We start from the raw sequence: 13350 nt of genomic DNA on the forward strand, positions 1-13350 counted from the left end.
GCGGACAAGGGCTACGACACGCACGATTTCGTGGAAGCGTTGGATCGACGCGGCATCAAGCCCCACATCGCACGCAACACCAAGGGGCGACGCAGCGCCATCGACGCGCGCAAGGCGCGAGGCAAGGGGTATGCAATGAGCCTGCAGGTGCGCAAACGCATCGAGCAGGGTTTCGGCTGGATCAAGACGGTTGGCGGGCTGCACAAGCTGCCGCTGGTGTCGCTGCCCAAGGTGCGCGGTTGGGTGACATGGACCTTTGCCGCCTACAACCTGATTCGCCTCGGCGGCATCGGCGAGTGGTGGAATCCCTCGCCAACGTGAACCAAGACAGGAAACGTGCGTCCCGTGTTCGAGAAACAGGCCTCGCCGAAGCCGACATGAACCCCCGACGATAGAAATACCCTATCGCGATGCCCTCGGAAGAGGCATTCTCAACAGCCTGCTAGAGCAGACAGACCCAACTTCACTCTGCTCCTGACACCTGCACGCGATTTCGACGCCCGGGCTTGAATTCCAGCGCTCTCTTTTCTATGAGATGCCAAGACAGCCACGCAAACGCAAGCACCAGCGGGATCGCTATAGCGAAATGTTGATAGATGTTCAGGTTCGGCGTGAGCCATATAACGGTTTGCTGCACAGGAAATGCATAAATGTAAACGCCATAGGACATGTCGCCAAATCGGCCAAACCGGTGAAACACCGGCAAGGACGAGCTGCCAAAGGCGATCACCACGTACGGCGTCAGCAAAAATGCCGCGATCAACTGGTGTCCGGCGCCCAAGGCAATACAGCACAGCACGACCGCTACTGCCAAACCAATCAGCTTGCGCTTGCGATCCTGCCAGATCTCACGGAACAAATAGAGGCAACTTCCGGAGAAGAAGAACGTCGCATACTCGACCTCGAAGAGATGCTGATGCGTACGCGCGAAAACGGCTTCCGCGTCATGAATTCCGTAGTACCAGACGGACAGGCCTGCCAAAAGCGCCAAGGTGACCCACCGGTAACGCAGCACGCCAATCATGCCAAGAATGGCGAGATAGCCGTAACAGCGCAACTCGATGGGAATGGTCCACAGGACACCATTGGGTATGTATGCCAGAGGGCTGTGAGGAAAGACCCCGGGCAAGAACGGGCTGACATGGAAAAGCAACGTTCCAAAGAACCGATGCGTGGTGGGGTCTGAAAAATAGGAGCCCGCCGACAAATCAGTAACCAGCGGCCCTAGCACCAACCCGCACAAAAGTACTGTACAGATGAGGCCCGGCCAGATTCGGAGTAGACGCCTGGCAGAGAAACGCCAGACGTTGGAGTCATGTGCCCAGCTGCTCGCAATGAGGTATCCGCTAATCGCGAAGAACACCATCACGGCGTAACCGCCCAGCGTCTGGTAGTGAAACATGAGCGGCTCAGGTCTGGCATGCAGCGCAAACTGATGACTGACCAACACGGCCAAAGCAGCAGCCAATCTTACGAAGTCGAAGTTGTTACCTTGATGCAGTGTTGGCGTCGGTTCCATGCAGTATCCCAAGATAGCATGCTTGCGGAGACAGAGGCCGAAGCCATCGTCATTCAAACCCGGGTATCGTCGGGCACATTCGAGGCGAAATCTTGATCCGGTTCTTCAGATTTTCGATGGATAGTTTCGGTGTGCCCGGGTAACTTGCTCCGGAAAGGCTTCCGCAAGTTGTGCTGCGCCCTTTCCGCGATCGAACACGTTGATGCTGTTTGGCTCGCACTCGAAATAAGCGCGAATACTCCCGCCCGCATCCTTCGGATCAAACGGAATGTCCAAACAAAACCCACGGAATGTCACCTGCGCACTGCTACTGAATCCGTCTGGAGACAGGCACACGCGCACGTCGCTTTCCTTGTGGTCCGCCCTGGAAATCCAGCCGACCTCGAGTGAGTAGCCGAACTGTCGCGCCGCACTACGCACGATATGCCCCAGAGCATCCGCATGCGCCCGTGCAAGAATGCCGGAATGGATGAACGCATCGACCTGGGACCGAAACTGCGGGTAGCGCAGGTCGATGATAGCCTCGTTCTCCGGCACCGTTGTCGCGTTGAGCGACACGAGCCCTGCGTCCAAGTTCGACCCTCGGCCATGATGAAACACGAATGCGCCCGGAGCCAGACAGATGCGGTACCCGGCATTGAGGCTACGCAGGCTCCAGTCGGTCTCTTCACAATAACCACGGCCAAAGCATGGATCCATGATTCCGACGTCTTCAACCACGCTGGTCGGAATGAGGATGCAGAAGGAAATGCCAGCAGGTATGTCCATCGCTGCATCGCCAAAGTAGCCATTCACCGTCGCATGCAACCAGTCAACCACGTCCTGAGAGTGCAGATTCTCATTCGGATCCAGATTCGGCAACGAATATATGGAAACATTGTTTGACCACGCCGTTACCGAGCCCACCTTTGGCCGATTGACTACCGGCAGCATTGCGGACATCAAGCCTGCTGGATATAAAACATCGGAGTTGCTGATCACGACGTAATCGTACCCGCGCTTCACCGCCGTCAGCAGGCCGAGGCTGACGTTTCGAGGGATACCGAGGTTGCGCGGCGTCCGGTAATACATGACTTGGCGTTCTTTACAAAACGCCGCCAATTCCTCGCTCCAACCAAGCTCAGGACTTGCATCGTCAAGCACCAGCACGTCAATCTTCGCTTCCGATTGATCAATTCGAAGAGCACTCTCAATCGCCGGCAAGACGAAGGCCCTGCCGTTATACACGGTAATGCAGTGCAAGATCTTTGGCAGAGTCATCAGGCAAGAACCTTGCGGAGTTTACCGCTGAACATGCATGCTGCGCGCACCAAGCGTGAGGTGCGCACCTGATTCAGTGTGTCGCGTAAGCGTGCCAATTCGCCCATATCACCAATGTCGATGGATCGATGAGCAGGGGAACCAACCGGCGCAGCTCCACGCAGCTTGACTGTAGCCAACTCGGTACGCGCCTGTATCAATTCACGGCTCAACGAGGTCAGACGCGACGTCAGATCAATGACCCGCGCATTTGCCACCTCGAAATCTATAAGTGCCTGTTCCAGCGAGATGCCATCAAGGTCGGTCGTATTCATGTCGGTTCTATCATTCATGTGGACAATCTAATTATCGTCGTGCGGCCCGGGCCAGCACATTGTAGTACGTCGCAACAAGGTCCTCGGCGGTTTGATCCCACGTGAGTGCCGACCCGCTGCGGAGAATACCGCTTACGTTTCTTTCCGCAGCGGCCGAATCTGTGAGGAGTCGCTCGGTAAAGTCTGCCAAACCTTCGACCGACCATGCTCTTGGCAACTCAGGATCGTCAATCAGCTCGCGCAAGGGGCCAAAACTGACATGTGCAGTAGGAGTTCCCAAAGTGGCCGCCTCGAAGGGAACGAGGCCAAAGCCCTCCGCAGAGGTGGGATACAGCACGACGGAGGCGTGCCGCAGAAGCCAAGTGCGCACACCACTGCTGACGTCGGGCATCGTCAGCAACAGATCGTCTCCGTCGCGCCGGGCGATCGTTTCCTCTACTCGCGACGACCCCTTCGGGACGATCGCACCTGCCATGATCAACGCAATTTGATGTCCGCGTCGACGAAGCTCTTGCCAAATTCGAATGGCAACATCGCGGTTCTTGTGCGCATACGTCGCACCGAGGATGAGGATGAAGTTGGATGCCACCATACCGCGCTCCACGAGCGGCAGTGGCGTTTCCTCTTCAGTACTTCCATTCAAATGGTCACTTCCGTTCTTCACCACATATATCTGGTCCGACGCGATGTTGAATCGCTCCTCTACAATGGACGCACTGGTATCCTTGGAAATAGCGACCACCGCATCAGCTTTTGCACAGGCCACGGCGATATTGCGACGATAAGACAGCCATGCTTCGCCTCCGGGGTGATAGCTGCCGATGCGGTAAGCGATCAGATCCTGCAAAGTAACGACGACACGCTTCGCAATGCCCTGCCAACGCTCCCAAGGAATGTGGCGGTCCGGCTGAAAGGGGCGATGCAAGATATCGACTTCCTCCGCCCCGGAAAACAGGAGATCGTTGCAGTCGTAGAGTCGCACTTTGCCATTGGCCAACAAATCTGATGCATAGTCCGGCAGCCGCGCAAAAGGCACCGCAAGACTGAGGGACGCAACCTCGGGCCGACGAAGCAAGGCACGAACTAACTCCACGGTCTGTACCTGCGTCCCCATCTCCATCGGCCCCAGACAGGAGCCATCGATCAACAAACGCAAGCCGAGGACTTTACTGCGAGCCACGTCCATAGCCAATGCAGCCGGAGCGTCCCCAGCGTGCCGGTGGTCGTCGTACAATGCCGGGAATGACGGATCTGCCTGATGAAGTCGGTGTCTCGCGGCCTGATCCTCGCTGGCCTCTACCGCCGGAAACCCTTCGAACCACTGTGCAGTCACATAGGTACCGGTATCGAGGCGATGCTGGAAACCCCGGCGTGAAGCCCGCAGAGCCAGTTCCGCGATTGCCTCGCGCGGATTCGGGTTACGCAAGGGATCGAATCCGCCAACTGTTGCCAATACCGCACGATTGACCAAAACCGCTGCCCCTGCAGGCATGCAAACTGGAACTGGACCGTCGTCTGGCGCAATTGTACGCAGGAGAGCCGTGACGCTGGTTTCATCGTGCCCAACCATTGGATAAGGCGTCGGCGTGTTGCGATAGGGAAAGCTGAAGTACCCGGCTGAGTTGGACAGGAAGGATACGGTCGCCACTCGTGGATCAGCACGAACCCATGCAAGGCCTCGCTCCAACATGGCTTTCGGTACCGAAATGGGTGCCGTGACGATCAAGAGCGCCTCAAGATCGGGACTCTCCGCGAGAAACTTGGCAACGGCATCAGAAAGGTTCCACTCACTCGCGATGACTATCGAAGAACCTTCCAACACTTTTTTCATGCCAGTGACATCAAGCGCGCACACACGCAACTCGGCCATCTCAGCAGCAGCTAGCTCTGTGAGCGTCCGCAATGAATCGACCCACTCGCGTGGGGTCTCATTGACGATGGCAACAACACCGACTCTCCCACACATACTCTCCGTGGCACGATCCGTCATGCATATCCCCTTTCGACCAGCCACTCCCCCACAAGACGAACGCCCTCCTGAAAAGAAACCTGCGCATTTACGCCCAGAACACCGGCGAGCCTTGTCGCATCAGCAACTGCCCAGCGGACATCACCGTCACGAAATTTCCCGCAAATCGAGGGAGCCGGCGCCCCGTGGAGTGCCGCGATGGTGCGCGCCGCCTCATATATCGTCGTTGCCACACCAGAGCCGACATCAAGCGTGCGACGATCAGCTGGCACGTGATGCAACCCGGCGGCCAAGGCGGATACGACATCATCGATATAGACGAAGTCCCGCCCTATCTGACCATCTTCGTATACTTCTAACTGCTTGCCCTGGCGTGCCAAACGGTGAAATAAAGTAATGATTCCGGTATACGCGTTGAATGGCGATTGCCCCGGGCCGTACACATTCTGCAACCGAAAAACGGAAAGCGGTACGCGCATCGCGCCGCACCACGCAGTAAGAATGTGTTCTTGGGCCAGCTTGGTAGCACCGTAAACGCTGGTCGGGCTTGGAAATATGCTCGCGGCTGAATGGAGACATGGCGAAGGCTTGCTCCCACCGGAGCGAGAAGACGGATCCCATTGTTTACTGGCGAGCACGTCATGTGACCGAGGCGGTGGGTAGAAAACGGTACCGTCTGTATCAAGCCAGGCCCCCTCCCCATAGACAGCACGACTGGATGCCAGAACCACATGGGACGGACGCATGTCATGACGTGAAAACGCGTCAAGCATCGTCGTTGTACCTACCACATTGACATGAGCATGTCTGGTTGCTTCGGTCAGAGACTGGCCTGTCCCTGTTTCCGCGGCCAAATGGACAACCGCCTCCGGGTACCAGTGCGCCAAGACATCATTCCAGGTCCGGGCATCCGTAACGTCACCCTCATGAAGCACGACGTGCTCAGGGAGGGCGTCTGGGCGTTGCTGACTTGGGTGGATCTGCGGGTGCAGATTATCAATGGCAACGAGAGGCAAACCGCTCATCCCAAGGCGAGAAGCCAGTGCACTTCCAATAAAGCCGGCGCCGCCTGTAATGATTAAAGCCCTTTGCATATAAATCCATTTCCCTGAAGAAATTTATCGCTCAATTTCGCGAATACAGAACAATATTAGCCTGCCCCAATGGGCCCGCTGATTGACAAAAGCTGAGAATTTCTCTGTCTCCAGCCAAAACCAAGCCATCAGGGTGGATCAATCCGATATCAAACCCCTGCTCCCGAAGTGCAGCAAGAGCCGCTACCGGATTGACGTGACTCATCTCCAACAGCCCAGGTGAAAACTCGAGCACAATCTTCAAGCCCGGAGAACGGTTGACGAGCAAACGCATGCCGGCCATGACCAGCAATTCAGCCCCTTGAACATCAATCTTTATCAGATCCGCGCTCGTATCGCAAAGGATTTCATCCAAGGTCGCCACCGGAGCAACCGAGGACGTCACCAATCGATCCGAAGGATCGACCCCCCTAGTGTCCCCGAGGTTATTTTTGGTTGTATTAAGCGCAACCGTGCCACGGTGATCACCCAGGGCACAAGGCCACACGTGAACTCGCTCTTTGTGCTTCCACGTGTTTAATCGAAGAATCTTTGAAGTTATGGGGTGCGGCTCGAAAGCGTGAATAGTCGCCGACGGAAAAGCGTCCGCCACCAGTGCAGAAAAGTACCCAACATTTGCACCAATGTCGATAAAGACACCACCCTCCCGAGGAAAAGCACCGCGAAGGAACTCCCCGATTTCCGGCTCCCAAGTGCCCGCAGATCGCACATGATCGCGCATGACCTCATCGATCAACGGAAACCACAAATCACCAACGTCTGTTGTTACCAACTCTAGGTCGACCCCGGCAATCCCGGAGGGGACCGTACCGGCAAAATTCACGAGTGACATCGTTCGAAAACCTTCCTGTAGTGGTGGACAGCCAAGTACAACGTTTTTGGCATCCGACGATGCTGTGCAGTCAAAAAGTCAGCGCAGTGAAGCAGACAGTTCAGCACGCAAATCTTCTATATTTTCGACTCCCATCGAAAGCCTTACCAGCCCATCGCTAATACCCAGCCGCTTGCGATTGGCCGCCGGCACCGAGGCGTGGGTCATGATCGCTGGATGCTCGATCAGACTCTCCACGCCACCGAGCGACTCGGCCAGCGCGAACAGCTCGCAGCGTTCCAGCATGCGCCGGGCCTTCTTCAGGCCGCCCTTCACCTCGATCGTGACGATGCCGCCGAAGCCGTGCATCTGGCGCTTGGCCAGCGCGTGCTGCGGATGGCTTTTCAGACCCGGATAGATGACGCGCTCGATCGCTGGATGCTTCTCCAGCCAGCCGGCCAACTCCAGCGCGCTGGCGCAGTGCTGGCGCATGCGCAGATGCAGGGTTTTCAGGCCGCGCATGGCAAGGAAGGCATCGAACGGGCCGGCGATGGCGCCCACCGAGTTCTGCAGGAACCCCATCGGCTCGGCCAGTTCCTTGCTGCCGGCCACCACGATGCCACCGACCATGTCGGAGTGGCCATTGATGTACTTGGTCGCCGAATGCAGCACCAGGTCGGCGCCGTATTCCAGCGGACGCTGCACCATCGGCGAGCAGAACGTGTTGTCCACCACCAGGATCAGGCCGTGTTTCTTCGCGAACGCGGCGACCTTGGCCAGATCGACCAGCTTCAGCATCGGGTTGGTCGGCGTCTCGGCCCAGATCATCCGCGTGTTCGGCTTCAGCGCGGCCTTCAGCGCCTTGGTGTCATTCAAATCAACGAAGCTGAAATCCAGCCCGGCCGAACGCCGCCGCACCTTCTCGAACAGGCGATAACTGCCGCCGTACAGGTCGTCCATGGCAATCACGTGACTGCCCGAATCGAGCAGGTCCAGCACGGTGGCCGCCGCCGCCAGCCCGGAGCCAAAGGCAAAGCCGGCCACGCCGCCCTCCAGATCCGCCACGCAACGCTCATAGGCCATGCGGGTCGGGTTCTGCGAGCGCGAATACTCGTAACCCTTGTGCTTGCCCGGGCTTTCCTGCACGTAGGTGGAGGTGGCATAGATCGGCGTCATGATCGCGCCGGTGCTGGGATCGGGGTGCTGGCCGGCGTGGATGGCGCGGGTTCCCAACCCGTGGGAAACACTCCGATCTGACTTTTTCATTGTGCAGTACCCATGCTTACCCCGAACCGGGGCATGAAGAGCGATATCTTACCTTCTTGGCACTGTCAGCCACAGCCAGCCTCCACCCCCTCATTCATCTTTAACGCGACTCGATCCGGGGGCGTGCGGAGGTGGAACCACGTACCCGTGCGCTTTTCGCTACGACCTCATTCCGGCACTATTCAATGTCGCAGCCACCAAGTGGCTGCCCATGAACGCCGGGTACCCTTGCTCGATGAAGTTTCTCCTGTACGCGCAGATGGACCAAGACAGCATCGCCACAGGGCTTGGTGCGGCCGACTACAGCTATTTCTTTCTGTTGCGTGCCTTCGCCGAGGTATTGAGCGAGCTTGGTGAAGTCTGCCTGCTGGCCAACCCAGCCGAGGCCGACATCCTTCACGAGCAATGCTCGGCCCGCGGGGAATCGTGCGTACTGCTCTCTTTTACCCCTCCACACAAGACCCCGCTCGGGCTGAACTGTCCCACGGTGCCTGTGTTCGCCTGGGAATACCCGGATATTCCAGAGCGCATCCAGGAAGCGTGCTGGGCGGATGACCCCCGGCACGACTGGCGACACGTATTTCTGCGCACCGGGCGAGCCATCGCCCTGTCGCAGCACACAGTCCAGGCAGTGAAACGCAGCATGGGACCGGACTACCCGATAGTTGCGATACCCGCACCCTTTACGCACCAGGACCATGAAGATCGAGTGCCCCCGGCCAAATCCGAAGATTGCCCGTTCGAGATTGAAGCACGCATGGCTGACAGTGCCCACATGGGGCTGGACGTCGATGGACTGGTTACTCTCGACGAAGAGGATGACACGCCATTTGAGCCGAATGACTGGGAATCGTTGCCGGCTCCCTTGACCGACTCATTGCCATCCGGCGAGTCCATCGAGAATCCAGCGGCCACCGAAGATGACGAAAGGGCGCCATATGGTTGCGGGTGGGATATTCCTCCGTCCAAACAGATACGTACCCGGCTCAAAGGCGTGGTCTACACCTCCGTGTTGACACCAGAGGTCGGCCGCAAGAACTGGGAAGACCTGATCACGGCTTTCTGCTGGACGTTCCGCAACACCGCCGACGCCACACTGCTGTTGAAACTGACTGGTGCCGACCTGACCAAATCACACCATCAATTGCTGATGTTGCTGACCAAACTGTCGCCGTTTCGCTGCCGCGTTATCGCTCTGTACGGATACATCCCCGACGAAAGCTACGCCGCGCTGACCGAAGCGACCACCTACTACGTCAACACTTCATTATGCGAAGGCCTGTGCCTGCCACTGATCGAATTCCTTGGCGCAGGCATTCCTGCCATCGCTCCTGACAACACGGCCATGGCCGACTACATACGCGACGATCTTGCTTTTGTCGTTGCCAGCTACCCCGGCGTACCCACGGTCTGGCCGCATGGCGACTACGAGATCAATCGCACGACCTGCCACCAACTGGACTGGCAATCCTTGGCCGAGACCTTCCGACTCAGTCACGAGGTAGCCAGACACGATCCCGCACGCTACCGGCAGATGTCCCGGTGCGCCAGCGAGGCCATGCGCGCCTACTGCGGGCCGGAAATCATCAAAAACCAGTTACGCGCCTTTCTCTGTCCGGATGCAGTTGCCAGCGATGGCGTGGAAGACACGCGGCAAGTCTCTCGTCCGGATCACGTCGATACCACGACGGACTGCACACCATGATTCTGCTTGTTCACACCAGCACAAGCACAAGTCAGCTTCCACTGAAGCTGGGGCGTCCTGAATACAGTTACCGCTTCGTGGTCAATGCCTTCCGCCCCATGCTGGACGAATTGGGCATCGTGATCGAAGTACAAAATCCCGAGCGCGAAGTGGACAGTATCCATGCATCGTGCCAACAGCATGGCGAACCTTGCGTATTCCTGTGCTTCATGCCGCCCAACAAAACACCCATCGACCTAGCCTGCCCTACCATTCCCGTCTTCGCATGGGAATATGAGGCATTACCCAATGAAGCCTTCGGCGGCAAGCCGCGTAACGACTGGCGCCGCGTGCTGGCGAAGCTGGGCGCAGCCATCACACACTCCAGCTATACCGTCGAACGCGTCCATGCCGCGCTGGGAAACCATTATCCGGTGACCTCCATCCCTGCACCGCTATGGGACCGCATGCAAGTACTTCGGAGAGAGCCCCGCGGAACATCCGCCACACTGAAGATTGATGGACTGTTGATCGACAGTCGTCGTACCGATCTATCCGCCTATACCATGCACCGGCTCAAGGCAGCCTTGCCCGAGGCCCTTCCACTGCCGGAAGGTTGCCATGGCCCGCATGACCCCATCACCCTGGACGGCGTGCTGTACACCGCCATATTCAACCCGGGCGATGGTCGCAAGAACTGGATGGACATGGTTTCGGCCTTCTGCGAGGCACTTCGCGACAAAGCCAATGCCACGCTGCTGCTGAAGCTGACCCACTACGATCCGGACGAACTCATTCCGGACATACTGGAGATCATCCACAAGGCAGGCTCACTAGCCTGCCGCGTACTGCTGGTACACGCTTACCTGGAGGAAGTTCAGTACAACGCATTGCTGCAAGCCACTACATACGCAGTCAATACGTCGCATGGCGAAGGGCAATGCCTGCCGTTGATGGAATACATGTCCGCTGGCAAGCCCGCCGTGGCGCCGCGACATACGTCCATGCGCGACTACGTCGGCCCCGACTGTGCTTTCGTGATCGAGTCCAGCACCGAGCTCGGTACATGGCCACATGACCAGCGCCAGGCATTCCGGACCCTGCGCCAACGGATTCACTACGGCTCACTGGTCGCCGCTTACCGGCACAGTTACCACGTCGCGCAGCATGAGCCCCTGACCTATCGGAGCATGTCGCAAGCGGCCAGAGCTTCCCTGCAGCGCTATTGCTCGGTGGAAGTGTTGCAACCACGGCTGGAGCGCGTGATCAAGCGCTGTATTGGTGCTGGCCCGGTGATCGATGAACACGCGACAGGTGATCCCCATGACTGAGCCGGGGCTGCGCAAGGATCGCCGCAACCGTGACATCGAATGCCTGCGCGCTATCGCCGTGATCGGCGTGGCATTTCACCACATGCAGGGCAACCTGTTTCATCCCGGCATTCCGATAATCGGCACGCTCCTGAAGCACGCGGACTTCTGGTACGGCGTGGATCTGTTTTTCGCCATCTCCGGCTTTGTCATCGCCCGCAGCCTGCTTCCGCAAATGGCGGCGTGCCATGACCAGCCACGCAAGCAGTTTGGCGTGATCGTGGCGTTCTGGATTCGCCGTTTCTGGCGATTGCTGCCCTCGGCATGGCTATGGCTTGGCCTGATGCTGCTGGCGAGCATCGCGTTCAACCGAAGTGGAGTGTATGGAAGCGTCCACGCCAACCTGATGGCAACCCTGGCGGGGCTGCTCGACGTGGCCAATTTTCGTTTCGCCGATGCTTTCTTCCGCTACGAATACGGCGCCAGCTTCGTCTACTGGAGCCTTTCGCTCGAAGAGCAGTTCTACCTTCTGTTGCCACTGCTCGCAGCGATCATGAAGCGGCGCATATGGCTGATCATGGTTGCCTTGTTTGTCGTGCAACTTTGCCTGTTCCGCACTCCTCTGCTCATGTCGGTACGAACCGATGCACTCGCTCTGGGCGTACTGCTGGCCATCGTCGCTCCCGGCCGGCTCTATAAGGCATTGGAACCTCGATTCCTGCTCCGCTGGCGTGCGTGGCGCGTCATTGTTCCATTCGTGGTGCTGGTCGTGATGTCGGTGCTCGTCGCGGCCGATCTGCAATACTGGCGCTATCGCATCAGCGCCATCGCCGTACTGGGCACCGCCTTGGTGTGGCTGGCATCTTACGATCGAAACTACCTGTTGCCAGAAGGTGTGCCCAAGCGCGTACTGACATGGGTGGGGGCACGTTCGTATGCGATCTACCTCATCCACATACCCGTCTATTTCGCCCTGCGCGAAGCAGCTTTCCGGTTTGGCGTAACCCTTCATGCCTGGATGCTGCTTCTGCTCGCCACGATCCTGATCGCCTTGTTGTCCGACTTGAACTACCGTTGTCTTGAGCGCCCATTGCGCATCCATGGCCGACACGTCGCCGACCGATTTCTCCAGCGGCGCGCGCATCACGCCTCCGGAGCGGATGCTGTGAAAGATCACTCACCGGCACCAGGCGCCACCCGGCCCAACATCTAAACGCCCTCCCATCGGATATCGTGCATGTCGAACCTGATCAAGAAGCTTCTACATCTGCCTGCGGAGCTGATACCCCAGAACGAGATGGCTGCAGCCGAAACACCGGCTTCGGCCAACCTCTCGGGCGCGACCGCCGTGGGACTGCACGATGCCGTGCTGAGCGGCTGGTTCCAGAACGCCTCCAACGAAATTTTCCGCGGCATTCCAATCGGCACCGACGATACCGTCGTGGACGTGGGATGCGGCGATGGTGGCAACACCATGTTTTGCGCCCGCAGAGGGGCACACGTGACTGCCGTGGACATTGATCCAGACGTCATTGCCGGCATCAAGGCGAAGCTCGCCGACGCAACTTCGCCCGATCGCTATGCCACGCATGTCAGCAACGCCAATCCACTGCCACTTGCCGACGCAACAGCCTCCCGAGTGATCTGCACCGAAGTGATCGAACACGTGGATGACCCACAGCAATTGCTCGCCGAACTGGTTCGCATCGGCAGACCAGGGGCGCTCTACCTGCTTACCGTTCCCGATGCACTGCAGGAGAACATGCAGAAACATGTTGCACCTGCCTGCTATTTCGAAAAACCCAACCATGTGCGTATCGTCGAACGGAAGCAGTTTGCCGAAATGGTGGCGGAGGCCGGGCTGGTTATTCGCGAACAAACCCAGTACGGATTCTTCTGGTCCATCTGGTGGGCTTTGTTCTGGTCATGCAACGTGGATCTGGACCATCCCGACCACCCCGTGCTGAATCATTGGACCGAAGCCTGGGGCGCCGTGCTGTCGACGCCGCAAGGGCGGCAACTCAAGGAACAACTGGATCGTTTCATGCCGAAAAGTCAGATCATCGTCGCACACAAGCCATGACGATACGGCCAGAGTCTGCCCGTATCCGACATGATGCAAC

The 13350-nt window shown here is 58.1% G+C and carries 12 protein-coding genes; 5 read left to right on the forward strand and 7 right to left on the reverse strand.

Annotation, left to right across the window (positions count from 1 at the left end):
* The coding region (locus AB7849_RS16785; protein WP_369501417.1) for a transposase at window positions 1–321 on the forward strand (321 nt) is incomplete at its 5' end.
* A gap of 142 nt (window positions 322–463) precedes the next feature.
* Here AB7849_RS16785 and AB7849_RS16790 read toward each other — a convergent pair.
* The 7 genes from AB7849_RS16790 to AB7849_RS16820 all read right to left on the reverse strand — a co-directional run bounded on the left by AB7849_RS16790 (window position 464) and on the right by AB7849_RS16820 (window position 8233).
* The gene (locus AB7849_RS16790; protein ID WP_369501418.1) at window positions 464–1519 is read right to left on the reverse strand and encodes an acyltransferase family protein; all 1056 of its coding nucleotides are present in this window, start codon (window positions 1517–1519) and stop codon (window positions 464–466) included.
* Window positions 1520–1624: 105 nt separating this feature from the next.
* A complete protein-coding gene (locus tag AB7849_RS16795; RefSeq protein ID WP_369501419.1) occupies window positions 1625–2779 on the reverse strand; it encodes a glycosyltransferase family 2 protein in 1155 nt (384 codons plus the stop codon).
* Window positions 2779–3093, reverse strand: coding sequence for a hypothetical protein (locus AB7849_RS16800; protein WP_157618221.1), 315 nt, complete (start codon window positions 3091–3093; stop codon window positions 2779–2781). Before AB7849_RS16800 ends, AB7849_RS16795 begins: the two co-directional genes overlap by 1 nt.
* 31 nt (window positions 3094–3124) lie before the next feature.
* Window positions 3125–5083 (reverse strand): glycosyltransferase, encoded by a 1959-nt coding sequence (locus AB7849_RS16805; protein ID WP_008216415.1) that lies wholly within the window; start codon window positions 5081–5083, stop codon window positions 3125–3127.
* Window positions 5080–6156: an NAD-dependent epimerase/dehydratase family protein gene (locus AB7849_RS16810; protein WP_369501420.1), complete on the reverse strand. Its 1077-nt coding sequence runs from the start codon at window positions 6154–6156 to the stop codon at window positions 5080–5082. Before AB7849_RS16810 ends, AB7849_RS16805 begins: the two co-directional genes overlap by 4 nt.
* Before the next feature lie 31 nt (window positions 6157–6187).
* Window positions 6188–6988 (reverse strand): FkbM family methyltransferase, encoded by an 801-nt coding sequence (locus tag AB7849_RS16815; RefSeq protein ID WP_008216408.1) that lies wholly within the window; start codon window positions 6986–6988, stop codon window positions 6188–6190.
* A gap of 78 nt (window positions 6989–7066) precedes the next feature.
* Complete coding sequence (locus AB7849_RS16820; RefSeq protein WP_037102350.1) at window positions 7067–8233, reverse strand: trans-sulfuration enzyme family protein; 1167 nt, start codon at window positions 8231–8233, stop codon at window positions 7067–7069.
* 235 nt (window positions 8234–8468) lie between these two features.
* Between AB7849_RS16820 and AB7849_RS16825 the strand changes: the two genes are divergently transcribed.
* The 4 genes from AB7849_RS16825 to AB7849_RS16840 are packed head-to-tail and all read left to right on the forward strand — an operon-like array spanning window position 8469 to window position 13310.
* Complete coding sequence (locus AB7849_RS16825; RefSeq protein WP_369501421.1) at window positions 8469–9938, forward strand: glycosyltransferase; 1470 nt, start codon at window positions 8469–8471, stop codon at window positions 9936–9938.
* Window positions 9935–11248, forward strand: a complete 1314-nt coding sequence (locus tag AB7849_RS16830; protein WP_008216400.1) for a glycosyltransferase — start codon at window positions 9935–9937, stop codon at window positions 11246–11248. The genes AB7849_RS16825 and AB7849_RS16830 overlap by 4 nt, the downstream gene beginning before the upstream one ends.
* Entirely contained in the window at window positions 11241–12440 is a 1200-nt protein-coding gene (locus tag AB7849_RS16835; protein ID WP_008216399.1) for an acyltransferase family protein, read from the forward strand. The genes AB7849_RS16830 and AB7849_RS16835 overlap by 8 nt, the downstream gene beginning before the upstream one ends.
* Before the next feature lie 24 nt (window positions 12441–12464).
* Window positions 12465–13310 carry a class I SAM-dependent methyltransferase gene (locus AB7849_RS16840; RefSeq protein WP_008216397.1) on the forward strand — a complete coding sequence of 282 codons (846 nt, stop codon included), beginning with the start codon at window positions 12465–12467 and terminating at the stop codon, window positions 13308–13310.
* Window positions 13311–13350 lie beyond the last annotated feature (40 nt).

The sequence above is a fragment of the Rhodanobacter sp. FW021-MT20 genome (genome assembly GCF_041107475.1).
In the GTDB taxonomy this organism is placed as follows: domain Bacteria; phylum Pseudomonadota; class Gammaproteobacteria; order Xanthomonadales; family Rhodanobacteraceae; genus Rhodanobacter_A; species Rhodanobacter_A glycinis.

Bases quoted from the DNA above. Each gene is read 5' to 3' on its own strand.
- AB7849_RS16790 (WP_369501418.1), bottom strand. From the start codon at position 1,519: ATGGAACCGACGCCAACACTGCATCAAGGTAACAACTTCGACTTCGTA.
- AB7849_RS16795 (WP_369501419.1), bottom strand. From the start codon at position 2,779: ATGACTCTGCCAAAGATCTTGCACTGCATTACCGTGTATAACGGCAGG.
- AB7849_RS16800 (WP_157618221.1), bottom strand. From the start codon at position 3,093: ATGAATACGACCGACCTTGATGGCATCTCGCTGGAACAGGCACTTATA.
- AB7849_RS16805 (WP_008216415.1), bottom strand. From the start codon at position 5,083: ATGACGGATCGTGCCACGGAGAGTATGTGTGGGAGAGTCGGTGTTGTT.
- AB7849_RS16810 (WP_369501420.1), bottom strand. From the start codon at position 6,156: ATGCAAAGGGCTTTAATCATTACAGGCGGCGCCGGCTTTATTGGAAGT.
- AB7849_RS16815 (WP_008216408.1), bottom strand. From the start codon at position 6,988: ATGTCACTCGTGAATTTTGCCGGTACGGTCCCCTCCGGGATTGCCGGG.
- AB7849_RS16820 (WP_037102350.1), bottom strand. From the start codon at position 8,233: ATGAAAAAGTCAGATCGGAGTGTTTCCCACGGGTTGGGAACCCGCGCC.
- AB7849_RS16825 (WP_369501421.1), top strand. From the start codon at position 8,469: ATGAAGTTTCTCCTGTACGCGCAGATGGACCAAGACAGCATCGCCACA.
- AB7849_RS16830 (WP_008216400.1), top strand. From the start codon at position 9,935: ATGATTCTGCTTGTTCACACCAGCACAAGCACAAGTCAGCTTCCACTG.
- AB7849_RS16835 (WP_008216399.1), top strand. From the start codon at position 11,241: ATGACTGAGCCGGGGCTGCGCAAGGATCGCCGCAACCGTGACATCGAA.
- AB7849_RS16840 (WP_008216397.1), top strand. From the start codon at position 12,465: ATGTCGAACCTGATCAAGAAGCTTCTACATCTGCCTGCGGAGCTGATA.